The organism is SAR86 cluster bacterium, assembly GCA_023703575.1.
In the GTDB taxonomy this organism is placed as follows: Bacteria; Pseudomonadota; Gammaproteobacteria; order Magnimaribacterales; family Magnimaribacteraceae; genus Magnimaribacter.
Genome location: CP097969.1, coordinates 362,053 through 384,968, shown reverse-complemented (window position 1 = coordinate 384,968; position 22,916 = coordinate 362,053). Strand labels below are relative to the sequence as shown.

At 36.4% G+C, this 22,916-nt stretch carries 25 protein-coding genes; 5 read left to right on the top strand and 20 right to left on the bottom strand.

Translation table 11 applies throughout. The annotated features are described in order from the left end of the window. Positions 1 to 4 precede the first annotated feature (4 nt). From leuB to aroC, 4 genes are read right to left on the bottom strand one after another with little or no spacing between them, the layout of a single operon-like run. Positions 5 to 1,078 (bottom strand): 3-isopropylmalate dehydrogenase, encoded by a 1,074-nt coding sequence (gene leuB, locus M9C83_01950; protein ID URQ66985.1) that lies wholly within the window; start codon positions 1,076 to 1,078, stop codon positions 5 to 7. Continuing rightward, on the bottom strand, positions 1,078 to 1,725 hold the full coding sequence (gene leuD / locus M9C83_01945; protein ID URQ66984.1) for a 3-isopropylmalate dehydratase small subunit: 648 nt from the start codon (positions 1,723 to 1,725) through the stop codon (positions 1,078 to 1,080). Before leuD ends, leuB begins: the two co-directional genes overlap by 1 nt. Then, positions 1,722 to 3,116 carry a 3-isopropylmalate dehydratase large subunit gene (gene leuC / locus M9C83_01940; GenBank protein ID URQ66983.1) on the bottom strand — a complete coding sequence of 465 codons (1,395 nt, stop codon included), beginning with the start codon at positions 3,114 to 3,116 and terminating at the stop codon, positions 1,722 to 1,724. Before leuC ends, leuD begins: the two co-directional genes overlap by 4 nt. 7 nt (positions 3,117 to 3,123) lie before the next feature. Further along, the gene (gene aroC, locus M9C83_01935) at positions 3,124 to 4,212 is read right to left on the bottom strand and encodes a chorismate synthase (protein ID URQ66982.1); all 1,089 of its coding nucleotides are present in this window, start codon (positions 4,210 to 4,212) and stop codon (positions 3,124 to 3,126) included. A 120-nt stretch (positions 4,213 to 4,332) separates the two neighbouring features. Between aroC and M9C83_01930 the strand changes: the two genes are divergently transcribed. Next, a complete protein-coding gene (locus M9C83_01930; protein URQ66981.1) occupies positions 4,333 to 4,974 on the top strand; it encodes an HAD-IA family hydrolase in 642 nt (213 codons plus the stop codon). Position 4,975: 1 nt separating this feature from the next. Here M9C83_01930 and M9C83_01925 read toward each other — a convergent pair whose 3' ends face one another. From M9C83_01925 to thrH, 5 genes are read right to left on the bottom strand one after another with little or no spacing between them, the layout of a single operon-like run. Further along, positions 4,976 to 5,488 carry a TIGR00645 family protein gene (locus tag M9C83_01925; protein URQ66980.1) on the bottom strand — a complete coding sequence of 171 codons (513 nt, stop codon included), beginning with the start codon at positions 5,486 to 5,488 and terminating at the stop codon, positions 4,976 to 4,978. 9 nt (positions 5,489 to 5,497) lie between these two features. Continuing rightward, entirely contained in the window at positions 5,498 to 6,946 is a 1,449-nt protein-coding gene (locus M9C83_01920; protein URQ66979.1) for a bifunctional 2-methylcitrate dehydratase/aconitate hydratase, read from the bottom strand. A gap of 15 nt (positions 6,947 to 6,961) precedes the next feature. Then, positions 6,962 to 8,086: a 2-methylcitrate synthase gene (gene prpC / locus M9C83_01915; GenBank protein URQ66978.1), complete on the bottom strand. Its 1,125-nt coding sequence runs from the start codon at positions 8,084 to 8,086 to the stop codon at positions 6,962 to 6,964. 13 nt (positions 8,087 to 8,099) lie between these two features. Beyond that, the gene (gene prpB / locus M9C83_01910) at positions 8,100 to 8,972 is read right to left on the bottom strand and encodes a methylisocitrate lyase (protein ID URQ66977.1); all 873 of its coding nucleotides are present in this window, start codon (positions 8,970 to 8,972) and stop codon (positions 8,100 to 8,102) included. A 1-nt stretch (position 8,973) separates the two neighbouring features. Then, on the bottom strand, positions 8,974 to 9,543 hold the full coding sequence (thrH, locus tag M9C83_01905; GenBank protein URQ67383.1) for a bifunctional phosphoserine phosphatase/homoserine phosphotransferase ThrH: 570 nt from the start codon (positions 9,541 to 9,543) through the stop codon (positions 8,974 to 8,976). Here thrH and M9C83_01900 point away from each other — a divergent pair. Then, complete coding sequence (locus M9C83_01900; GenBank protein ID URQ66976.1) at positions 9,505 to 10,527, top strand: TonB-dependent receptor; 1,023 nt, start codon at positions 9,505 to 9,507, stop codon at positions 10,525 to 10,527. The genes thrH and M9C83_01900 overlap by 39 nt on opposite strands. A gap of 42 nt (positions 10,528 to 10,569) precedes the next feature. Here M9C83_01900 and M9C83_01895 read toward each other — a convergent pair whose 3' ends face one another. Together M9C83_01895 and M9C83_01890 are read right to left on the bottom strand one after the other, a co-directional pair. Beyond that, the gene (locus tag M9C83_01895; GenBank protein ID URQ66975.1) at positions 10,570 to 12,252 is read right to left on the bottom strand and encodes an amidohydrolase; all 1,683 of its coding nucleotides are present in this window, start codon (positions 12,250 to 12,252) and stop codon (positions 10,570 to 10,572) included. A 3-nt stretch (positions 12,253 to 12,255) separates the two neighbouring features. Next, positions 12,256 to 13,488 (bottom strand): CoA transferase, encoded by a 1,233-nt coding sequence (locus tag M9C83_01890; GenBank protein ID URQ66974.1) that lies wholly within the window; start codon positions 13,486 to 13,488, stop codon positions 12,256 to 12,258. Between the two features lie 103 nt (positions 13,489 to 13,591). On the opposite strand from M9C83_01890, the gene M9C83_01885 reads away from it, so the two are divergent. Together M9C83_01885 and M9C83_01880 are read left to right on the top strand one after the other, a co-directional pair. After that, positions 13,592 to 14,839, top strand: a complete 1,248-nt coding sequence (locus M9C83_01885) for an ACS family MFS transporter (protein URQ66973.1) — start codon at positions 13,592 to 13,594, stop codon at positions 14,837 to 14,839. 7 nt (positions 14,840 to 14,846) lie between these two features. After that, a complete protein-coding gene (locus M9C83_01880; protein ID URQ66972.1) occupies positions 14,847 to 15,653 on the top strand; it encodes an enoyl-CoA hydratase-related protein in 807 nt (268 codons plus the stop codon). Here the strand turns inward: M9C83_01880 and M9C83_01875 are convergent. Continuing rightward, positions 15,650 to 16,180 carry a CIA30 family protein gene (locus tag M9C83_01875; protein ID URQ66971.1) on the bottom strand — a complete coding sequence of 177 codons (531 nt, stop codon included), beginning with the start codon at positions 16,178 to 16,180 and terminating at the stop codon, positions 15,650 to 15,652. The two genes, M9C83_01880 and M9C83_01875, sit on opposite strands and share 4 nt — an antisense overlap. 93 nt (positions 16,181 to 16,273) lie before the next feature. Between M9C83_01875 and M9C83_01870 the strand changes: the two genes are divergently transcribed. After that, complete coding sequence (locus tag M9C83_01870; GenBank protein ID URQ66970.1) at positions 16,274 to 18,484, top strand: PQQ-dependent dehydrogenase, methanol/ethanol family; 2,211 nt, start codon at positions 16,274 to 16,276, stop codon at positions 18,482 to 18,484. Between the two features lie 5 nt (positions 18,485 to 18,489). On the opposite strand, the gene M9C83_01865 is transcribed toward M9C83_01870, so the two are convergent. The 8 genes from M9C83_01865 to M9C83_01830 form a co-directional block, all read right to left on the bottom strand. Continuing rightward, entirely contained in the window at positions 18,490 to 19,047 is a 558-nt protein-coding gene (locus tag M9C83_01865) for a hypothetical protein (GenBank protein ID URQ66969.1), read from the bottom strand. Positions 19,048 to 19,052: 5 nt separating this feature from the next. After that, positions 19,053 to 19,676: a hypothetical protein gene (locus M9C83_01860; GenBank protein URQ66968.1), complete on the bottom strand. Its 624-nt coding sequence runs from the start codon at positions 19,674 to 19,676 to the stop codon at positions 19,053 to 19,055. Continuing rightward, positions 19,666 to 20,241, bottom strand: a complete 576-nt coding sequence (locus M9C83_01855) for a MotA/TolQ/ExbB proton channel family protein (protein ID URQ66967.1) — start codon at positions 20,239 to 20,241, stop codon at positions 19,666 to 19,668. The genes M9C83_01860 and M9C83_01855 overlap by 11 nt, the downstream gene beginning before the upstream one ends. Positions 20,242 to 20,244: 3 nt before the next feature. Continuing rightward, a complete protein-coding gene (locus M9C83_01850) occupies positions 20,245 to 20,481 on the bottom strand; it encodes a hypothetical protein (GenBank protein URQ66966.1) in 237 nt (78 codons plus the stop codon). A gap of 120 nt (positions 20,482 to 20,601) precedes the next feature. Continuing rightward, positions 20,602 to 21,384, bottom strand: a complete 783-nt coding sequence (locus M9C83_01845) for an SDR family oxidoreductase (GenBank protein URQ66965.1) — start codon at positions 21,382 to 21,384, stop codon at positions 20,602 to 20,604. A 3-nt stretch (positions 21,385 to 21,387) separates the two neighbouring features. Further along, complete coding sequence (locus tag M9C83_01840; GenBank protein URQ66964.1) at positions 21,388 to 21,858, bottom strand: GNAT family N-acetyltransferase; 471 nt, start codon at positions 21,856 to 21,858, stop codon at positions 21,388 to 21,390. After that, the gene (locus tag M9C83_01835) at positions 21,851 to 22,411 is read right to left on the bottom strand and encodes a 5'-methylthioadenosine nucleosidase (GenBank protein URQ66963.1); all 561 of its coding nucleotides are present in this window, start codon (positions 22,409 to 22,411) and stop codon (positions 21,851 to 21,853) included. The genes M9C83_01840 and M9C83_01835 overlap by 8 nt, the downstream gene beginning before the upstream one ends. Beyond that, on the bottom strand, positions 22,401 to 22,916 hold the full coding sequence (locus tag M9C83_01830; protein URQ66962.1) for an adenine phosphoribosyltransferase: 516 nt from the start codon (positions 22,914 to 22,916) through the stop codon (positions 22,401 to 22,403). The genes M9C83_01835 and M9C83_01830 overlap by 11 nt, the downstream gene beginning before the upstream one ends.

The following is a 22,916-nucleotide window of genomic DNA, read 5'->3' as shown; positions in this document are numbered from 1 at the left end:
GACCTTATTTTATTTTTTCAATGATCTTATTACCCATTTCAGAAGTAGATAATTTATTTTTTTTACTTCCTTCCAAATCATAAGTACGATAGCCCTCAGACAAAACCTCTTGTATAGAGTTCTCAATCGCTGAAGATGCCTCATTCATGTTAAAACTATATTTCAACATCATAGCGACTGATAAAATTGCTGCGATCGGGTTAGCTAACTCTTTGCCTGAGATATCAGGTGCTGACCCATGAACAGGTTCATACATTCCTTTATTCTCCGAATTTAATGAAGCCGAAGGCAACATACCTATTGAGCCAGTCAACATTGCCGCAATATCTGACAAAATATCACCAAATAAATTACCCGTTACGATAACATCAAATTGTTTTGGGTCTCTCACCAATTGCATAGCGGCATTATCTACAAGCATATGAGATAACTCGACATCAGGATATTCTTCTGAAAGTTGAGAAATTACTTCTCTCCATAAAACACTTACTTCTAAAACATTTGCTTTATCAACTGAGCAAAGGTTTTTATTTCTTTTTTGAGCAGCTTCAAAAGCAATCCTTCCTATTCTGGCAATCTCAGTTTTACTATAAATCATAGTATTAAAAGCAGAATCACCAGACTTAGACCTGCCTCTTGGCTCACCAAAGTAAATTCCACCAGTTAGTTCTCTTACAATTAATAGATTTAGATCTTGAACTTTATCTGACTTGAGAGAAGAAGAATCGCTTAAATATTTTGATAAGATTGCAGGTCTTAAGTTGGCAAATAAGTCTAATTCTGCTCTTAGTCCGAGCAAAGCCCTTTCAGGCCTTAGTTCATAATCAATATTGTCCCATTTGGGTCCGCCTACAGCACCTAATAAAATCGCATCAGCCTCTTTAGCTGCCTTCAAAGTATCTTCTGGAAGAGGATTTCCGAATTCTTCATATGCACTTCCACCAACTGCAAACTCCTCAATTAAAATATCTAATTTATATATATCATTTAGATGATTAATAACTTTTATTGCCTCATTACATACTTCAGGTCCTATGCCATCACCAGGTAAAACAAGAATATTGTTTTTTTTATTCATCAATCATTTTCTCTATTAAAGATCCAAGGAGATTTTAAGTAATGTTTCCTTTCAAATTCTTTGATTTCTGACGAATGAGTAAGACTCAATCCAATTTCATCCAGACCTTCTAAGATGCATTTTTTCCTGAAAGGGTCAATTTCAAAATGCGCTATTTCATTATCCTCAACAAAGATAATTTGATTCTGTAGATCTATTTCTATTTCTTTTCTCTTATTAGATAAATCAAGCAAGGTTGAAATTTCATGTTCTGAAACAGCGATGGGCAGAAGACCATTATTAAAGCAGTTGTTGTAGAATATATCTGCAAAACTCTCCGCTATTACAACTTTAAATCCAAAGTCCATTAAAGACCATACTGCATGTTCTCTACTTGAACCGCATCCAAAGTTTTTCTTACTTATTAATATGTCGGAATTTATAAATTTCTCTTGGTTAAGAATAAATTCCTTATTAATTTTTCTATTGCTTATATCTTGCCCTGGAAATCCTTCATCTTCGTATCTCCAAGCATCAAAAAGATTTGGTCCGAAGCCACTTTTTTTAATAGATTTGAGAAACTGTTTAGGGATAATTTGGTCAGTGTCTATATTATCTCGATTTAATGGAACGGCCTGCCCTTTATGGTAAGTTGAGGTATTTTTCATAGTAAATACTTCCTAACATCTACAAAATGTCCTTCTACAGCTGAAGCTGCTGCTGTGATAGGAGATACAAGATGAGTTCTTCCTCCATAGCCTTGTCTGCCTTCAAAATTCCTATTTGAAGTAGAGGCACAATGCTCACCATCTCCCAGTTGATCTGGGTTCATTGCTAAGCACATTGAGCAACCAGGGGCTCTCCATTCAAAGCCTGAGTCAATAAATATTTTGTCTAAACCTTCATCAATGGCCTGTTGGGAAACAAGACCCGAACCAGGAACTACAATAGCCCTCTTAATTGATTCAGAAACCTTCTTGCCTTCAAGCACTTTTGCAGCTTCTCTTAAATCTTCTATTCGTGAGTTTGTACACGAACCTATAAAAATCTGATCTAGCTTTATATCTTTTATTTTTTTCCCAGGTTCAAGGTTCATATAGCTCAGGGCATGTCTAATAGAGTCACTATTAGGCTCAGGTATTACACCATCAATATCACTGACCATTTCTGGTGAAGTTCCCCAAGTTACCTGAGGTGCTATAAAAGATCCATCAATTTCTATCTCTTTATCAAATTGAGCTTCGCTATCGCTAACAAGATCTTGCCATTGTTCTTTTGCTACCAACCATTGCTCTCCTGTTGGGGTAAATGGCCTATCTTTTATATAAGCTTCGGTTACTTGATCATATGCTACAAGCCCTGCCCTAGCTCCAGCTTCAATTGCCATATTACAAACAGTCATTCTTCCTTCAATTGACATATTTTCTATGACTGAACCAGCATATTCTATAGCATAACCAGTTCCTCCTGCGGTTCCAATTTTTCCAATAACCGCCAATGTAACATCCTTCGGAGTGACACCTTTTTGTAGCTCACCTGAAATGTTAACCCTCATATTTTTTAGTTTTGATGTTTTCAAACATTGAGTAGCTAAAACATGTTCCACTTCGGAAGTACCAATACCCATTGAAAGTGTCGCCAATGCCCCATGAGTGGAGGTGTGAGAATCTCCACAAACAATTGTCATGCCGGGTAAAGTTAATCCTTGTTCAGGCCCAACCACATGAACTATGCCCTGGCGTTTATCATGAATATCAAACTGCAGTATTTCATGCTCTTTACAATTATCATCTAAAGTAACCACTTGAAGTTTTGATACTTCATCATTTATTCCAGCTATTCCCTTGTCCCTGTCAGTTGTGGGAACATTATGATCAGGTGTTGCAATATTAGCTGATATTCTCCAAGGCTTACGGCCAGCTAATTTCAATCCTTCAAATGCTTGAGGGGATGTAACTTCGTGAATCAAATGTCTATCTATATATAAAAGATAGGTGCCATCTTCTCTTTGAGAGACCTCATGAAGATTCCATAGCTTATCGTATAGTGTGAATGACATGAGATTATTATGAGATATCAGGGATTTCAGTTACGACGTCAGCATTTTGAGCTCTGTTCCTCAAAAAGTGATCCATTATAACTAACGCAGTCATAGCCTCGGCTATTGGTGTTGCTCTTACCCCTACACAAGGGTCATGTCTCCCTTTAACTTGAATCCTTTTAGATTCACCCCCCGAACCTATGGTCTGACCTTCTTTGTTGATACTTGAAGTGGGTTTCAAGGCGATGGAAAGTTTTATTTCTTGACCGGTACTTATTCCTCCTGAAATTCCACCTGAGTTATTTGACAAATAACCCTCTGAAGTCATTTCATCCCTCGATTCCGAACCTTTTGAATGGATGAGATCAAAGCCTTTTCCTATCTCAAAACCTTTAACAGCATTTATACTCATAAGGCCTTTTGCTAAGTCTGCCTCAAGCTTATCAAAAACAGGTTCTCCTAAACCTATCGGCATATTACTGACTGAAACTTCTATTTTTGCCCCCACTGAGTCACCATCTTTCCTGAGTTGATCAATTAAATCTTCGATAGAAGTCAAAACTTCAGGATCTGGACAAAAGAAGGGATTAAGACTAATTTGTGAAGAATCAAAATTAGATATGGTAATAGAACCTATTTGAGATAAGTATCCTATGATTTCTATATCCAGTTTTTCGCTTAAGTATTTTTTAGCTATTGCTCCTGCTGCTACTCGCATAGCAGTCTCTCTAGCTGACGATCTTCCTCCTCCTCTGTGGTCTCTTATTCCATATTTTTTTGAATAAACATAATCTGCATGAGAAGGCCTAAAAACATCTTTGAGTTGATCATAGTCCTTAGATTTTTGATCCTTATTTCTAATGAGCAAACCTATAGGTGTTCCAGTTGTTTTACCCTCGAAAACACCAGACAATATTTCTACTTTGTCATCTTCTTTTCTTTGAGTTGTATACTTTGAGGATCCAGGTTTTCTTTTATCTAATTCCTTCTGAATATCTTCTTCACAAAGCTCTAATCCAGGTGGACAGCCATCAACGATACAGCCAAGGGCTACTCCATGACTTTCACCAAAAGTGGTCACAATAAAAGAGCTTCCGAAAGAATTCCCTGACATTTTCTTATCTTATTACGTAATTCGCGGTGCGATTATAGAATTTTTGAACAATTTAGGTATTAAATTTGATATTTATTTAAAAACCTCCAAAATACTTCGAAAAGAAATTATTGAATTTTTATGATAAAAGCAGTTTTTTGGGATTTCGGAGGAGTGATTACCAGTAGTCCTTTTGAATCATTTAATAGGTTTGAAAAAGAAAATGGATTACCTTTAGATTTCTTAAGATTAGTTAATTCTACCAATCCTAACTCTAACGCATGGGCTAAATTAGAGAGGAACGAGTTAAATTTGGATGAATTTGATAAGCTTTTTCACAAAGAAAGCAGTGAGCTTGGTCATTCGGTCAAAGGTAAAGATGTAATTGCTCTACTGAAGGGTGAAGTAAGGCCTGACATGATTCGAGCTCTGAAAAAAATTAAAGGGAATCTTCTTCAAGCTTGCTTAACAAATAATATTCAACCTATGGGAAAAGAGAACTTTGAAGGTAATGTTTCTGCCTCAGGCAAGCATGATGAAGTAATGAAAATGTTTGATTTTGTGTTTGAATCAAGCAAGGAAAATGTAAGAAAACCTGATCCAGAATTTTATTTACGTGCTTGTGAAAGAGGCGAAGTAAATCCGGCAGAAGTAGTGTTTCTTGATGACTTAGGAATAAACCTGAAACCCGCCAAAAAATTAGGAATGAAGACGATTAAAGTTATAAATTCCAGTGAAGCGTTAACTGAGTTAGATAACTTGATAGATATTAAACTTTTTTAGATCAATAAACTTTGGCTTTGGAAGTAACATAATCCATTAGTGCAAGTAAAACTCCGGAGAGAATGAATACAACATGGACAATAATCATCCAAAAGATTTCTCTATCGCTTATTTGTGATAAATCCATAAAGGCTGCTAATAAATTTATTCCAGAGATAGTAACAATTGAAGCGACCAGTTTTAACTTCATCTCGCTGAAGTCCACTCGACCCATCCAAATTGGTTTATCTTCGCTCTCATCAGCAACATGTAACTTAGAAACGAAATTTTCATAACCAGCAAAAATTATCATGAGAACTAAATTACCTACCAAAATAAGATCTACTATGTTTAAGACAAATAACATAATTCCTTTGACATCTTGTTCAAGAATTACAGGTAAATAGACGATGGTATCTTGAATAACTTTCATTGTTATAAACAAAAGTGACAGGCAAAGAATCAAGTAAATAGGTGCAAGCAGCCACCTACTTGCGAAAATAAGGCTCTCTAGATAATGTTCTAATTTATTCATTTGAATTAATTATTCAGCTATTAAGAGGTTCATAAATTCTGGTACTGAAGTATTCTCTAGAGTTCCTTGATCCAAACATAATGACAAAATTTCCTGACATCTCTTATCTGAAAATTGAGTAGCCAGATTTCGTTCAAATTTCTCCACAAGTAAGGGAATACCTTGCTCTCTTCTCCGTCTATGACCGATCGGATATTCGACTTCAATTTTCTCTGTTGAAGAGCCGTCTTTAAAGAATATTTGAATTGAATTAGCAATAGACCTTTTATCAGCTTCTAAATATTCTTGTGAATATCTATTATCTTCTTCGATAAACATTTTCTCTCTCAATTGATCTACTCTTGGATCTGAAGCCACGTTGTCCTCATAATCTTCTGCAACAAGATCTCCTTTTAGGAGTCCAATAGCAGTCATATATTGGAGACAGTGATCTCTATCAGCTGGATTATTTAAAATACCTTCTTTACTGATAATCCTAATAGCAGATTCATGAGTAGTGATTAAAATTTTCTCGATTTCATCAAACTGGTCTTTGACCTGCTCATGCAAGATTACTGCTGCCTCAACTGCAGTCTGTGCATGAAATTCTGCTGGAAAAGAGATTTTAAACAAAACATTTTCCATGACATATGAATCAAATTCTCTTGGAAGACTGAAGCTATTTCCATTAAATTGAACATCATAAAAACCCCATGTTGGAGCTGTAAGAACGCTTGGATAGCCAATTTGTCCTTTTTGTGTCAATAAAACCAACTGCAAAGCCCTACTTGTAGCATCACCTGCTGCCCAGGATTTTCTTGGTCCAGCATTTGGGGCATGTCTGTAAGTTCTTAAACTTTGTCCATCTACCCAAGCTTGAGATAGTGCATCTATTGTTTGATCTTTATTTAATCCAAACATAGAGGATATGACAGCTGTTGAAGCAACTTTTACTAAAACTACGTGATCTAAACCGACCCTATTGAAGCTATTCTCTAATGCCAAAACACCCTGAATTTCATGAGCTTTAATCATATTAGTTAAAACATCTTTCATAGATAGTGGTTCTTTTCCATCAGCTAAATTCTTTTGTGATAGATAATCAGCTGCTGCCAAAATGCCACCTAAATTATCTGATGGATGTCCCCACTCTGCAGCTAACCAAGTATCATTAAAATCTAACCATCTAATGATTGCGCCTATATCCCAAGCTCCTTTTACGGGATCTAATACATGCTTTGTCCCAGGTACCCTGACGCCACCAGGAACTTTTGTACCTTCAACATAAGGCCCTAATAAATTCTTGCAATCAGGAAAAGTAAGAGCTAAGAGACCACAGCCTAAGGTATCCATTAAACAGTTTCTTGCAGTATTGTAAGCTTCAGAACTCTCAATATCCTTAGTTAAAACATAATCAGCTATTTTAACTAGTACATCATCCGGATTAGGACGTACGTTTGTTTCAACGTTACCAGACATAATTTTTCCCCTTGATTAACGATCTGACATATCGACCCAGACAGAGTTATCTGGTCCGATATACTCTTCACTAGGACGAATGATTCTGTTGTCAGCTCTTTGCTCCATAATGTTTGCAGCCCAACCTGAGGTTCTGCCTATAACAAATAATGGAGTGAATATTGCAGTAGGTATTCCTAGATAGTTGTAAGCAGAAGCCATAAAGAAGTCAGTATTCGCAAACATTCCTTTTTCTTCATCCATAACTCTTTCTATTTCGTCAGAAACTTCGAAAAGTGTAGTATCACCATTTAGTTTTGAAAGTTTTTCTGACCAAACTTTAATAATCGCATTTCTTGGATCTTCAGTACTGTAAACAGCATGCCCAAAGCCCATTATTTTTTCTTTTTTAGCCAGCAGATCAAGAACTCCTGCTTTAGCCTCTTCTCGGCTGGAGTATTTTTCGATCATTTCCATTGCAGCTTCATTTGCACCGCCATGCAATGGCCCCCTTAAAGTTCCAATTGCACCTGTAATGCAAGAGTGCATGTCAGATAATGTTGATGCACAAGTTCTGGCCGTAAAAGTAGATGCATTAAAGCCATGCTCAGCATAAAGTATCAACGAAACATCAAGTGCTCTAGCATGGTCTTCAGATGGTTCTTTTCCTGTAAGTAAGGATAAAAATTGACCTCCAATAGTAGGATGATTTGTTTCGGTTTCAACTCGAACACCATCATGAGAATATCTATACCAATATGTAACTATTGAAGCAAAAGAAGCCATTATCCTATCAGCTGTTTCATTTTGATTAGAGAAATCGCCCTCTGGTTCTAAATTTCCTAACATAGAGCAACCAGTCCTCATAACATCCATAGGGTGCGCTTCGGCAGGAATTCTTTCCAAAACCTCTTTTAGTTCATCTGGGAGAGCTCTGTATGATTTTAGTTTAGATGAATATAGGTCATATTCAGATTGATTTGGTAAGTTTCCATACAAAAGCATATACGCAACTTCTTCAAAAGAAGCTTTTTCAGCGAGCTCCTCTATGGCGTAACCTCTGTAAGTTAAACCCTTTCCTTCTTTTCCTACAGTTGAAAGAGCGGTCTTGCCTGCTACCTGCCCTCTTAAACCTGCTCCATCTAACTTCTTCTCACCCATTTAATTTCCTAATCTAATTTTTGAATAGCTCGTCTAATTTATTTTCGAACGAATGATAATCTAGTACGTCATAAAGTTCATCTCTAGTTTGCATATTTTTTAAGAGACTTTCTTGATTATCTGACGTTTTAATTTCTTTAAATACCTCTTCAGCAGCCTTACTCATTGCCCTAAATGCGGTAAGAGGATAGAGGACCATGTCTACTCCTGAATGACTAAGCTCTTCGCAACCAAAGAGTGGGGTCTTTCCAAACTCAGTAATATTTGCAAGGATTGGTATTTTTACATGTTTCTTAAGTTCTCTGTACTGATCTAGTTCGATAAAAGCCTCAGGGAAGAGAGCATCTGCTCCAGCTTGTTGATAGGCTATAGCCCTTTCGATAGCCGAATCAAGGCCTTCATTTGCAAGCGCATCTGTCCTTGCCATTACAACAAAATCATTATCAATTTTGGCATCTACTGCAGCTTTGATTCGGTCAATCATTTCTGCGGTAGAAACAATCTCTTTATTTGGTCGGTGACCACATCTTTTCTGGGAAACTTGATCCTCAATATGCAGTCCGGCAGCTCCATAGTTGATAAAAGACTTTACAGTTCTTGCAATATTAAATGCACCACCCCAACCAGTGTCGGCATCAACTAGCAAGGGAACTGACGTTGCATTAGTAATTCTCTCAACATCTATAAGAACATCTTGTAGAGAGGAAATGCCTAGATCAGGAACTCCTAAACTTGAAGCAGCTACTCCACCACCTGATAAGTATATGGCATCATGACCCTCCTTTTCCGCTAACAAAGCTGAATAAGCATTTATCGTACCGACAATCTTTAGAGGATTATTGTTTGCAATAGCCTCTTTAAGTTTTTTTCCTTGAGATTGACCCATATTAAGTCCTCCCGACAAAAGAAGAATTTTCTATCAGAAGATTCTTCAAATCTTCATGACTTTCAACCCCTCCAATTTCTTTAAACTCTTCTCTTATATGTTTAGGAGCTTGAAAAAAGACTCCTAAATCTGCTTCTTGAAGCATTTGAATATCGTTATAAGAGTCACCCGAAGCAAATACTTTAAATTTCATTTCCTTTAATCCCCGAACCACTTTCTTCTTATTCTCTAACTGCCTCAAGGTGTACCCCTTTAATTCATTATTTTCTATATCTAAATAATGACAGTTAATAGAAGGAGTGCCAAGTTTTCTAAGTAAGGGCCAGGCTAGTTCGTAAAAAGAATCAGAGACAATAGTTAACTGAAAGTTATCTCTTACCCAATCAATGAATTCTCTTGCACCATCAAATGGCTCCATTTTATTTACTAAAGATTGAATTTCTAAAAAGGATAAACCAATCGACTGAACTAGATCGATTCTCATATCCATGAGTTCCGAATAATCTTTAAGATCTTGAGTCGTTAATTTAAATTGCTCTTCTCCGGTGTATTCGGCTACTTCAGCCCAAATTTCAATTTAGAAGCAGATGTAACTGAAAATCTTTTACTAGGATTTGCTACTAGATATGAGCATTTTGATACTTTTGGGACTACAACGAACTCAAAAATATCATTCTTAGCAACAATGTCAGATACATTGAAATTCAGAGGAACAATGAGTACAGGTTTTAGAGCTCCAACTCCTGGTCAAGCTAATGTATCAAACGTAACAACTGCAACAGCAGGAACAGGTGAATTGGTTCAACAAGGAACATTGTCTCCTACAAACCCAATCTCCGTAACTGCTGGTGGTAAAGCACTAGAACCAGAAGAATCAGACAATATAAGCCTCGGTTTAGTATGGGATGTTACTGATTCTCTCAACATAACGCTTGATGCTTACGAAATAGAACTCACTGATAGAATTGCTCTAACAGAAAACTATTTCCTAACTGATGCTGATAGAGCTGCCTTGGTTGCTGCAAAAGTGCCTGGAGCAAGCGATATGCAAACTTTCAGATTCTTCACTAATGACTTCGATACCACTACAGAAGGATTTGATCTAGTAGCTTCTTACTCAACTGAGTTATTCCAAGGAGTTACAGACTTTACCTTTGTATACAGTAATACTGAAACTGAAGTTGATAAATCAACTTTGATCAGCAGAAGTAGAATTGGTGCATTAGAGTCTTTACTACCCGAGAAAAGATATAACTTTACAGCTGTACACAATCAGAATGATACAACCATTTTGCTAAGATACATGTTTGTAGGTGAATCAGACTATTACTCAGGTATTGATAATATAACTAATTTAGGTGATCAGTATTCACTTGATCTAGAGATTACACAAGATCTTGGAACAATGCAGCTTACATTAGGTGCAGAAAATATTACTGATGAATACCCTGATGATGATACTGGAGTTACTTGTTGTGGTGCTATATACCCTGAGTTTGCTCCATTAGGATTCATGGGCGCATTTTACTACCTAAGATTAGGTATGGATTTCTAATATGAATCTAAGAAAAAAAGGGTACTTTATGTACCCTTTTTTTTACTTTGAATAAACTACTTTACCTCCAACAATAGTCATAATAACTTCAGAACTCATAATATCTTCTTCAGGGATTGTCATTATATCTTTGTTAAATATTGTTAAATCAGCTAGCTTTCCAACTTCAATTGTTCCCTTTATATCCTCTTCAAAAACGGAATAGGACGCCCATTTTGTAAACATATACAGAGCCTCTTCTCTAGAAACCACTTCTTCAATATTCCACCAATCTTCATAAAACCCGTCTAAATCTTTTCTGCTAACGGCGGCCTTAAATTCAATTCGCGGATCACCTATTTCAACAGGTGCATCAGATCCACCTACAACAACAACACCTAATTCAATCAACTTTTTCCAAGTATATGCATCTTTTAATCTTTCCTCTCCCAATCTTTTGTGTGCGAAATGTAAATCGCCAATCGCATGAGAAGGTTGCATTGAAGCTATAACTTCTAAATCTGAGTATCTTTGTTGATCTTCGGGTTTAATATTTTGAGCATGCTCAACTCTCCATCGAGGATTTTCAATTATTCTATTTTCTGGTGAAACTTTGTTGAATGCCTCTTCATACCAATCAAGAGTAATTTTATTTGCCAAATCTCCAATAGCATGAGTTTGTATTTGAATGCCATTCACAAGGGCTTTAACTAGCTTTGGGATAGTTTCTTCTTTTTGGAATATCAGAAAGCCTTTTGTTTCGTAATCGTCATATTTGTCGAAGAATGCAGCGCCCCTGGAACCTATTGCCCCATCGGCGTAAAACTTGATACCCCTAGAAGTAAGGAAATGATCTGGATCTAAATAAGGGCCTTCATCAAGAAACTTATTACCATCTTCTCCATCACTTACATAAAATTGGATCCTAACTGGTAAGCCTTCATTTTTTTTAAGTTCATTTAGAATTTCGTAATCGGATAAAGGAGAGCCTGCATCATGCAATTGTGTCCATCCCATTTTCGCTGTTCTATTAAGTCCTTCCCTTAAAGCTCGCTTTTCTTCTTCCCTAGTGCGTTTGGGAATAATAGATTCAACTAAGGATGATGCTTTGTCTATCAAGACTCCATTAGGTTCCCCATTGGAGTCTTTATCTATTTTTCCTCCTATAGGATCGGGGGTACTTCTATCAATTCCTGCTAATTTTAGAGCAAGCGAATTAACAATAATTGCATGGCCATCTGCCCTTTCCAGGGCAATAGGCTTTTTACTGGAAATAGCATCCAACTCCTCAATAGTAGGAAACCTACCTTCTGGCCATTTTTTTTCTATCCATCCCCTTCCAACTACCCAATCGCCGTCCGATAATTTATTTGAATGGATTTGAACCAAGGTGAGCATATTCTTCAAACTGTCCGCACCCTGAAGATTGAGGGTTATTTCTCGGTAACCTATGCCTTTAAGATGTGCATGTGCATCAATGAATCCTGGGAATACAAAGGAATCTTTTAAATCTAAAACTCTATTAGATCCACACGCGTAAGCAGAGGAATCGTCATTACTGCCAATAAAGATAAATTTATCACCTAAAATAGCCAGGGCTGCTGCTTCCCATTGATCAGCATTGGCAGTATAGATTTTACTATTTACTAAAACTAAATCTGCTTCGTAACATACCTCTTCTTTTGAGCAAGAAATGATGAGCGATATGAAGAGAAGAGCTGATATTTGTTTAATGTAAGTTTTCATTCTTTAAAGCTCATTAGGCCAATAAATGGAGGATCCATTTTTTAAATCTTCTAATTCAGTATCTGAATATCCCATATTCTCCAGAACTTCTTTAGTATGTTCACCTACATTGGGAGCCCTAGAAAAATCTATCTTTTTCTCATCTTGAATTGTGAAAGGACTATTGATTGTTAATAGATTTTCAAAAGATTCATGACTGAGAGGAACCAAAGTTTTTGTTTCTAAAAATTGCTTGTCATCTCTATGATCTGTAGTTTTACCTAATACACCATAAGTAACACCAGAGTTACGTAAAAGTTGATTTATTTCGTCAAGTGATCTTTTCTTAAACTCTTCTGATAATTCTGATCTAAGTAGATCTGCATTTTGGAAAGCATCGTCAAAATTAAATAGTTCTCTTTGCAACCAATCAGCTCTATCTAGTACTTCAGTGAGTTTCGGCCATTCTATTCTTGAATTAATCATGCCAAGTGCAAATTCTCTATCATCTTTTGTTTGGTAAAAATCGTAAAAAGGGTGCCTTGGGAGAGGCTCAGTTCTTTCTGGAAATTCAATATCCATTAAAGCTGCCTGGATAAAAACTCCATTAGCCCAGGCTCCATTAGCCATTAATGAAGTAGATACTTCTCCCCCCTTTCCTGTTTTTTCTCTATTAAATAAAGCTGTCATTATTGCTGCATATAAAGCCATGCCAGTAGGATGATCTCCCATGCCTGGTGTTGACCATGCAACAGGAGAGTTATCAGAAGGTCTGACAAAATCCATTAAGCCACTTCTAGCCCACCAGGCAACTGAGTCATAAGCAGTCCTATCTGCATCGGGACCAACTTCACCATAACCAGTTAGAGAGGCATAAATTAGTTTGGCATTATGTGGTCTTATATCACCGGATGTTATTCTTAATTTTTTTCTTATTGGAAATGGCATGTTGGTTATAAAGACATCAGCTTCTTTTATAAGATCAATCAGGATGTTATGAGCTTTTTGATCTTTTAAATTGAGAGAAACACTTTTTTTATTCCGAGAAGTTAATTCCCAGCAGTAATTTTCAGTTCCTTCAGGCATTCTTCCGTTAGTGATCAAATTCCTCAAGCTGTCTCCGTTTTGTGGTTCAATCTTTATTACTTCTGCTCCATAATCAGACATTATTGTTGCAGCCGAAGGTCCAGCTATAAAACTTGCAGCATCTATAACTTTTATACCACTTAATAAGTAATCTTTTTTTAAAGTTCCCAAAGTCCTCTCCCTTTCATTAATAAATATAATAACGAATTTAAAAAAAAATTTTAATTAATCTTATTACGAGGTATCTTGTTAGAAATATGGGGAGAAATTTTTAGTGCATCAAAGATTTAAAGTAATTTCATTAACTGTTGCAGCAGTTTTCATTTGTTACATAGATAGAGTAGTAATTTCCTTAGCTATTATTCCTATGAGTGAAGAAGCTGCATGGTCAGAAACACAAAAAGGAATTATTTTAGGTAGTTTTTACATTGGTTATATGATGACGCAAATCTATGGAGGAGTTCTTTCTGACAGAATAGGTGCGAAAATAGTTCTTGGAGTTGGGTTACTTGTTTGGTCTTTATTTACCTTTATAACTCCTTGGGCTTTCTTTGGAGGCTTTATATCCCTAATCATCGCGAGAATAGGCATGGGTCTAGGTGAAGGTATTACTTTTCCTGCATGGCATAGTTTATATGCAAGATGGATCCCTTTTAGCGAGAGAGCCAGGTCCGTCGCGATAACCAACAGTGCCATTCCAATAGGAACTATATTTGGGTTAGTGGTAACTCCAATAATTATCTTAAACTTGGGTTGGCAATGGGCTTTTTATCTTTATGGAGGATTAGGCTTTATTTGGTATATTTTTTGGAAAAATATTGTTCAATCAACACCGAAAGAAGATGAAAATATTTCTGCTGAAGAATTAGATTATATTCTCAAAAATGCTCCAGCAAGTGAAAAAGCTGAGACACTTCCTTTTTCTAAATTAAGAACAAACCTTCCTTTATGGGCTATAACAGTTGCACATTTTTGTAGTAACTACAGTTTATTCGTATTTCTTTCATGGTTACCAATTTTTATAAAAGATGGCCTTGGAATTCCTATGGCTGCAGTAGGAGTTCTAGCTATGCTGCCGCATATTGCTTCCTTTTTGTTCATAAATATTGGGGGTTATTTTGCAGATTACTTAACCAATAAAGGTATAAAACTTTTAACTGTGAGAAAGCTTTGTAATTCAATAGCCTTTGGAGGAAGTGGTATTTGTTTATGTATTGTCCCCGAACTCGAGAGTGTTGCAGGTATTATTGCAATAATGTGTTTAGGAAATGTTTTTGGTGGTTTTAGTGCGGGAGGTTTTATAGTAAACCATGCAGATATAGGACCGAAACATACAGGGAGATTAATGGGAATTACAAATATGGTGGCTGCATTACCTGGTTTGGTTGGAGGCGTTTTAACAGGCATAATTCTTGATACAACTAATTCATGGGATATGGTATTTTACGTAGTTGCTGGAGTTACCTTTTTTGGAGGAATTTTTTACTTTCTCTTTGCTAGTACAGAGAAACAATTTGATTAGATAAATTATGAATGACGCAATACAAAAAAAATTAAATAATGATGGAGTCCTAAAACTCAGTCTAAATAGACCTGAAGTTCTTAATGCCATGAATGCAGACCTTATAATGGGTCTTTTAGATGCCTTATACGAAGCTAAATCCGATAAAAAAGTAAGATCTATTATTATTACGGGTAATGGGAGAGGTTTCTGCTCTGGAGCAGATTTAATTGAAGGTGGTTGGCCTAAAACAGAAGGGTTGTCAGCAGGAGAAGCAGGTTCTATGAATATGGAAAATGCATTCAATCCACTTGTGAAAGCTATAACGCAATCTACAAAACCGGTTGTAAATGCGATCAATGGAATTGCAGCTGGAGGTGGTGTTGGGTTAGCTCTTACAGGAGATATAGTCATAGCTTCAGAGTCTGCTAAATTTAAATTAGTTTTTGGACCTAATCTAGGTATCATTTCTGATGTGGGAGCGTCCTGGTTTGTACCTAATCTAATTGGAAGAGCTAGGGCTAATGGCATGGGACTTCTCGGTGAAGACATTTCAGCAAAACAAGCTAAAGAATGGGGACTTATTTGGGACTGTGTACCAGATGAGGAATTAATCTCTAAAGCTGAAGAGATTGCAAAGAAGTTAGCTAATGGACCTATAACTGGGCTTAAAGAAATAGTGAAAGCTCACGATAAAGCTTTATCTGGTTCTTTGAGCGAACAATTGGATTACGAGAAAGAAACCCAGAGAATTAGGCTCGATTCAAAAGATTTCAGGGAGGGCGTTACCGCTTTTGCTGAAAAAAGAAAACCAAATTTCAAAGATCTGGATTAGTAAAGCTCAATACTAGCTAAATCAATATCCGCATAGAAATCTTTACCAAAAGCTACAATTCCAATCGATTTGATATCAGATGCTTTAAACTTGCGCGGTAATATTAATCCTGATTTTTTAAATGAATCAAATGGTACTTTTATAGACTCCCATTCACTACTCGCGGTAAAAGAAGAGGCATAATAATTCCAAGGTAAGCGAGTTTTAGGTGTCCTGATGTGAATAAAATACTCTTCTCCATTTCCTCTAGTTTTGATTTTCAGGCCCTTATAAGGAAGATCTTCAATCTTAACATTCGCTCTAAATTGAATAAAACCACCATTATTCTCAGTGCTCACATTTCCTTCCATATGATAATGCGAAAGACCATTCTCTTCTCTTTCCAAAAAATTTACCTCAGAAATTCCACCCATTACCTGATCTGAAAATGGTACCCATTCGATTCGTTTATCAGATAAATTATCTAAAACTTTTGTCATAACAAGCAATGGAGTAAATATAATTAAAATTGTTATTAATTTCTTCATATGTGAGTTAATAATATAGTAAAAATTAAAGAGATGTTGTATTCCAAATCTTATAAAAAAGAGTTAGAGTTAATAGAAAAGTTAGGACTACAAATGAAAAATAAAATCTTCTATTTTGGGTTAATATCGATTTTAACCATTGTTGGATGCAGTGAATCTGAAAAAGACCAGGCTCTAGAAAAAACTGTTGTTTCAGGTTCTACCACCATAGGTCAGATAAATGATCAAAGAATAATTGCTGCTGAGTCTGAACCAGGTAATTGGCTTTCTCATGGCAGGACTTATGAAGAGAATAGATTCTCTCCTCTAACACAAATCAATAAAGAAAATGTCTCCCAGCTATCATTAGCATGGTACAAAGATATGGGAACTAATAGAGCACAAGAATCTACTCCAATTGTTGTAGATGGAATTATGTTTTTAACTAGCTCATGGAGTAAAGTATTCGCTATTGACGCTGTTTCAGGAGAAACAGTTTGGTCTTTTGATCCCGAAGTTCCCGGTGAAGTAGCAAGAAAGTCTTGTTGTGATGTTGTAAATAGAGGCGTCGCTGTTTATAACGGTAAAGTTTATTTCGGAAGTTTAGATGGACGATTATTTGCACTCAATGCTGAAAACGGTGAGAAAGTTTGGGAGGTAAATACTATAGAAGATTCTGATAGATTCTACACAATTACTGGGGCTCCGAGGGTAGCGAAAGGTAAAGTATTTATTGGAAATGGAGGAGCTGAATTTGGAGTAAGAGGTTATGTAACTGCTTATGATACTGAAACGGGAGAGCAAGTTTGGAGATTCTATACAGTTCCTGGTGATCCTAGTCTTGGTTTTGAAGATCCCATTATGGAAGTAGCTGCAAGTACGTGGAAAGGTAGTAATTGGTGGGAATTTGGCGGTGGCGGAACTGTTTGGAACTCCATAGTCTATGATCCGGACTTTAATAATCTTTATTTAGGAGTTGGAAACGGCTCCCCTTGGACAAGGGAAATTAGATCTCCAGGTGGTGGAGATAATCTATTCTTATCGTCTATTGTTGCAGTTGATGTTGATACTGGTGTTTATAAATGGCACTACCAAACTACACCTGGAGATAATTGGGACTTTACAGCAGTGCAAGATATGGCTCTTGTAGAGATGAACATAGATGGGGTAGACAGAAAAGTACTCTTACAGGCTCCTAAAAATGGTTTCTTCTATGTAATTGATAGGGAGGATGGAAAGCTCTTAAGAGCTAATCCTTTTGCTACAGTAACATGGGCATCTCATGTTGATTTAGAAACTGGAAGGCCGGTAGAGAATCCTGACATGGATTACTCTGAAGAAGCAAAATGGGTACTCCCTGGACCTTTAGGAGCTCATAACTGGCAAGCTATGTCAGTTGATGCTAAATCTGGCATGGTATACCTGCCTGCTCAAGATAATCCTTTAATTTACTCTCTAGCCGATGAGTATAGAAAGACCGGCATCTATAAAAGAAATCCAGGTAGAGCAAACTTAGGGCTAGAATTTGGAAGAATTACTCAGTTATTTTTAGATAATATTGATGATTGGCCCACACCTAAAGGTTATCTAAAAGCCTTTAATCCACTTACAGGAGAAGAATCTTGGTCAATAGAGATTCCTCACTATTGGAATGGCGGTGTTGTAGCCACTGAAGGCGGGTTGGTATTTCAAGGAGATGCCCTAGGCATGTTCACAGCCTATGATAAAGATTCTGGTGAACAACTTTGGCAGTTTAATACATATACTTCCATGCTTGCACCTCCAATAACCTATATGATTGATGGAGTACAATATGTTTCAATCTTAACTGGAACTGGGGGTGGAGATCTTTTTTCTGGTGAACCTTTAGACCCTGTCCAGAAACCAGCTTCATTAAACTATAATAATTCTGGTAGATTATTGGTATTCAAGCTCAATGGAACACAGGAGTATCCTCAGCCGAATTTAAGAAATAGAGATATACCTCAGCAGCTTCTAACTAATGTCAGTAATTCTGATATGAAGAAAGGAGAAATCTTATATCATGATTTTTGTGCCGGTTGCCATGGATTGGTGGCTAGGTCAGGAGGCGTTATACCTGATTTAAGATTAGTAGCACATACAGATGACACATTTGAGCTTATAGTATTGGATGGGATACTATCCAGTAATGGCATGTCTTCCTTTAGCGATGTAGTCACTCAAGAGGAAACAAAATTAATTCATAATTATGTTAGAGCAAGGGCTGAACAAGATAGATTGGTTGCATTAGGTGAAATAGCTTCAGGAGAGGAAAGGCTGACTTGGCAAGACCTAGACGACTAGATTGATTAGCTCAGTGGGCTCTTGCTTGGTAAAACTGGGGGAGATACTTCTTTGAATTGAAAAGTAGGTTCTCCTTCATCTGTGCTAGATGTGCCGTCTTTCTCACTAACAGTACCGTCAGATTTTTCTTGATCACCGGTGAGTATATTTCTACTAATATTTCCATTTAGAATTTCTCCATCTTCCATTTTTGTTATGGCCTCTTCAGCTTTTTTTGCATTTTCTTCTGACCATTTAATAGAATAAGCTCTTGGCTTTCCGTAAGGCTGATCTACTTTATTTAATTCCTTAACCCAGAAAAAGATCTCGCCATCTTCAGAATCTCCTTTATCTGGTTCATTGATATCAATCCAAAGCAATCTAAATTGACTAGGCATTTCTTGTTGAGACGGCCAACCTAAAAGTCCTTCAACGGAAAACCATGTATAAAAATAAGATAAAGTTACTAAGAGAACAGTTAAATTCTTTGTTAGTCTAGAAAATTGGGAATAAAAATAAAAACATAACAGTAAGGTAGTTACAACTAAATAAGTAAGTATCAAAAAAAGTCTTTCTTCGATCACTTTTCTTAGTCCTTAGAATCTGCATTTAGAGCTCTAGTTAAAAGTCTCTTAGTCAATTGATTTACGTTGACAATATCCTTACTTGCATCAACTGTGAATCTAACAGCAGTTTTTTCATCTCCCACACCCTCTAAATTATGTTTACCATAATAGATCAATTCAACTTCAGGATTAAGTTTCTCAACCTTGACATCTACTTCAAGAGGTTCGGGATAATTGGCTTTATAGTGAAGTAAATTTACAACATATTCGCCAGGCTGGAGTTTTCTGACAGTTACAATTTCTTGATTAATAGGATTAGATATCGCGGCACCATTAACATTCATCTTATCCGCAAATATGCCTCTGTCATCTCTATCTAAATGCATTAAGCCACTATCTCGATTGTGATACCAAACTAAACCTCCCTGTGGATCTTCTACTATTGCATCTACATCATCCGGATGACTATCTGGCCAACTCACAGAGATCATAACTTCTGCTTTTGATTCAATCTTGCCACTATCATCAGAGCTATTGATTAGCATAAATGCAATCGCAAACATGAAGGCAAATCCTAAGAGTGCATTAAAGAGTAAATCAGTGAAGACATCTTGTTCTTCATTTTTTTGAAGAAGTCTATTCTTCATGCAGTAATTTTGAGGATAAATAGTTAATAAGACTAGTAAGGCTTGAATCTAATAAAAAATACTGAAGCCTTAAAAATATACTTGTTATTAAGCCTGTTAAAGTTGTGTAAAGAGCTACAGCCATACCTCCACTCATCTTTGAAAGAAGTTGTTGAATTATTTGTGTATCAAAGTCTTTTATCTCACCTATAGGAAGTAGCATTAAGATAAATCCTATTACCGTCCCGGTAAGTCCTAGCTTTAAAAGAATATCTACTATCATATAACCGAGGGCATGTTTATTTGATAGATCATCTTCCATTAAAGAAATGGTCTTTATATCTTTGCCAATAGAAAACGAATCAATTGCATCAATCTGCTTACCTAATGCTATGCTTAGAATATACCAATGAATAGTTGCACAGAAATAAATAACTAGGATGGCAAGAGATATTCGGCTTTTATCAGAGTCAATTATTAAACTTAAAATACCCAGGTCATAAACTAAATAAAATAAGAATAAAATTATCCCCAGTACCATAGAAGACTGTAAGAAAAGATACTTATTAGTTTTTTCAATTACCATCTTTTAATCGTGACTTGCGCCATCTACAATTTGAATTTGTATATTCTTCGGTATAAATATATCATCAACGCACATTATATTGACACTAATCTGTGTCGGATCCCTCCTTCTAATATGGTGCGTATAAACTCCACAAGTTTTACAGAAGAAATGTTTTGCTATATTTTTATTCCACTGATATTCACTTATATTTTCTTCATCAGTTAAAAGAGTAAATTCTTCCTTCTTAATAGGTTTCATAAGAATTGACTTTTTTAAACACAAAGAACAATTACACTTATACAGGTCATTTAATATTTCATCAGTATAAAATTTAAATTGTACTGTGCCACAGTGGCAAGAACCGAAGAACTCTTTCACTTATATATGACCTGACTGACCACCATCAACTTCTATTGAAGTACCACTAATATAAGACGCAGCCTCTGAACAAAGAAAAGTGACAAGTGATGCTACTTCTTCAGAGGTTCCATATCGCCCTACTGGAACTGAGGCACCATTACTTTTTATAACCTCTTCCATTTTTCCTCCAGTTGCCTCTGCTATCTCAGTAGCTGCCCTCTCCCACATAGCTGTATGGATAAGTCCGGGTAGGACAGAATTAATTAAAACTCCATCTGATCCGTATTTTTTAGCTAAAGATTTAGAAATAGAAATCATCGCTGCTTTAGTTGCTCCATAGTCGATAAGAGCAGCATTTGGATATTTACCTGCTGAACTAGAAATCATCACTACCCTTCCCCATTTATTCTCTCTCATTGCTGGCAGAAAAGATCTGGTGCATCTTACAGCTGAAAGAAGGTTTAGTTCGTGAAGTTCCTGCCATTCTTCATCTGTCATATACAGAAAATTTCTTGATGGCGATGCACCAACATTATTAACCAGAATATCCACAGTTCCCTCAGCTAGAACGTTATCAATAAAATTTTCAGTTGAATCTTTCTGACCCATGTCTGCTACAAAACCTTTAATTGAACCATTGGTTGTTTCATAAGCTGATAAATTTTCTACTGAATCAGCAGTCCTGGCACAAAAGGAGACATCGGCTCCGTGTTCAGCCAACATTTTCACAGTCGCTTCTCCAATACCAAGGCTAGCTCCTGTCACAACAGCCCTCTTCCCTTTTAAATCTAGATTAATCATATTTTACTCTCCAAGAATTAAATTCATTTTCGTGTTTCCTCTTTCGTATCTATTATCATCATTTTGTTCATTTAAAACAAAACCGCATGAGAGGTATAGACTCAAAGCAGGTTTCAAGGAATCATTGGTAATTAAGAAAATTTCAGTTGCTCCTCTTTCTTTTGAATAATCAATACAACGTTCTAATAATTTTTTTCCTATGCCGAGTCCCTGCAGGTTTTTTGTAACAGCCATTTTTGCCAACTCGTAAACACCCTTACTTTTTTGGATCATGGCAGCAGTACCTACTACATCTCCATCCAATACAGCAAAAAAAATCTCGCCTCCTCTTTCCATTACATAAGACTCAGGATTTAGAAGCGTCTTTAGATCCTCTTCTTCCATTATGAAATATTCCTCAATCCACTCCCTATTCAGTTGCTCAAATGCTGATTTGTAATCAGTATTGAATGGAACTATTTTCAGTTTATCCACTTAAAGATTCCAAATAATTTTGGAAAGCTTCGCCTCCCTTTGATACATTTTCATGCCAATCTGATAATGCATTTTCGTTTGCTTCATCGCTAATATATTTGAAACAAAAAAATTTGATTTTTTCGATTAAGCAAAGTTTTGCAAGTGCATAAGCCTCCATATCGTATAAGTCAGTTTTTAGTTCTAGATTTGTTGTGACAAAACTATCTCCAGTGCCACAACTTAATCCAGGCCTATCTAGACAAATATCATTTATATCGTCATTAAGAGTAACGCCAAGCGAAAGTCCTAAACTTCGAAGATCCATATCTCTCTGCTTGAAAGTAGTCACTTCGTGCAGGCCCTTTAGATCACTCCTGGAAGAACCAGCCGTTCCGAAGTTTATAAGATTGTCAGGCTTAAATTCTTTTAAAGCTTGATTGACTGATATTAGTGCGTTTACTTTACCAATTCCTGTATAGATAACATTCCATCCGTCTGCTTGTTCAAGGCTCAGTTCCTCTTTCATTGCAACTGCAATGAGTGTATTTTTTTTAGTTAAGTCAGTCTGCATAACTAATGAGACTTATGATTGGCATATTGAGTTGAGAAGATCCTTTCAGGGATGTAAGCTCAATAACTACAGCTCCTCCTACCACATTCGCACCCAAAGACTCTAATAACTCCTTTGAACATTGCATGGACCCTCCGGTAGCCAATAGATCGTCTATAATAACAACAGATTTATTCTTTAGATTTATCTTTTGAATGCTCAATGAATTAGTGCCATATTCAAGCTCATAACTTTTCTCTATGAGCTTTCCAGGAAGCTTATTTGGCTTTCTAATCATCAATGCTCCAAGCCCTAATTGTTCTGCTACCAAAGTACAGAATAAAAACCCTCTCGCATCTATACCTGCAATGTAATCTGGCGAAAGAGGTCTAATGGTCTCAACAAATTTATCTTTCAAAAGGCTCAATGCTGAAGGTTCAGCCAATAGGGGACTTATATCTCTGAAAAGAATTCCTTTTGAAGGAAAATCTGGGTAACTCTTAATCCATTTTTGAAGATCTTCCAT

Bases quoted from the DNA above. Each gene is read 5' to 3' on its own strand.
- leuB (URQ66985.1), bottom strand. From the start codon at position 1,078: ATGAATAAAAAAAACAATATTCTTGTTTTACCTGGTGATGGCATAGGA.
- leuD (URQ66984.1), bottom strand. From the start codon at position 1,725: ATGAAAAATACCTCAACTTACCATAAAGGGCAGGCCGTTCCATTAAAT.
- leuC (URQ66983.1), bottom strand. From the start codon at position 3,116: ATGTCATTCACACTATACGATAAGCTATGGAATCTTCATGAGGTCTCT.
- aroC (URQ66982.1), bottom strand. From the start codon at position 4,212: ATGTCAGGGAATTCTTTCGGAAGCTCTTTTATTGTGACCACTTTTGGT.
- M9C83_01930 (URQ66981.1), top strand. From the start codon at position 4,333: ATGATAAAAGCAGTTTTTTGGGATTTCGGAGGAGTGATTACCAGTAGT.
- M9C83_01925 (URQ66980.1), bottom strand. From the start codon at position 5,488: ATGAATAAATTAGAACATTATCTAGAGAGCCTTATTTTCGCAAGTAGG.
- M9C83_01920 (URQ66979.1), bottom strand. From the start codon at position 6,946: ATGTCTGGTAACGTTGAAACAAACGTACGTCCTAATCCGGATGATGTA.
- prpC (URQ66978.1), bottom strand. From the start codon at position 8,086: ATGGGTGAGAAGAAGTTAGATGGAGCAGGTTTAAGAGGGCAGGTAGCA.
- prpB (URQ66977.1), bottom strand. From the start codon at position 8,972: ATGGGTCAATCTCAAGGAAAAAAACTTAAAGAGGCTATTGCAAACAAT.
- M9C83_01895 (URQ66975.1), bottom strand. From the start codon at position 12,252: ATGAAAACTTACATTAAACAAATATCAGCTCTTCTCTTCATATCGCTC.
- M9C83_01880 (URQ66972.1), top strand. From the start codon at position 14,847: ATGAATGACGCAATACAAAAAAAATTAAATAATGATGGAGTCCTAAAA.
- M9C83_01875 (URQ66971.1), bottom strand. From the start codon at position 16,180: ATGAAGAAATTAATAACAATTTTAATTATATTTACTCCATTGCTTGTT.
- M9C83_01870 (URQ66970.1), top strand. From the start codon at position 16,274: ATGAAAAATAAAATCTTCTATTTTGGGTTAATATCGATTTTAACCATT.
- M9C83_01860 (URQ66968.1), bottom strand. From the start codon at position 19,676: ATGAAGAATAGACTTCTTCAAAAAAATGAAGAACAAGATGTCTTCACT.
- M9C83_01855 (URQ66967.1), bottom strand. From the start codon at position 20,241: ATGGTAATTGAAAAAACTAATAAGTATCTTTTCTTACAGTCTTCTATG.
- M9C83_01850 (URQ66966.1), bottom strand. From the start codon at position 20,481: ATGAAACCTATTAAGAAGGAAGAATTTACTCTTTTAACTGATGAAGAA.
- M9C83_01845 (URQ66965.1), bottom strand. From the start codon at position 21,384: ATGATTAATCTAGATTTAAAAGGGAAGAGGGCTGTTGTGACAGGAGCT.
- M9C83_01835 (URQ66963.1), bottom strand. From the start codon at position 22,411: ATGCAGACTGACTTAACTAAAAAAAATACACTCATTGCAGTTGCAATG.
- M9C83_01830 (URQ66962.1), bottom strand. From the start codon at position 22,916: ATGGAAGATCTTCAAAAATGGATTAAGAGTTACCCAGATTTTCCTTCA.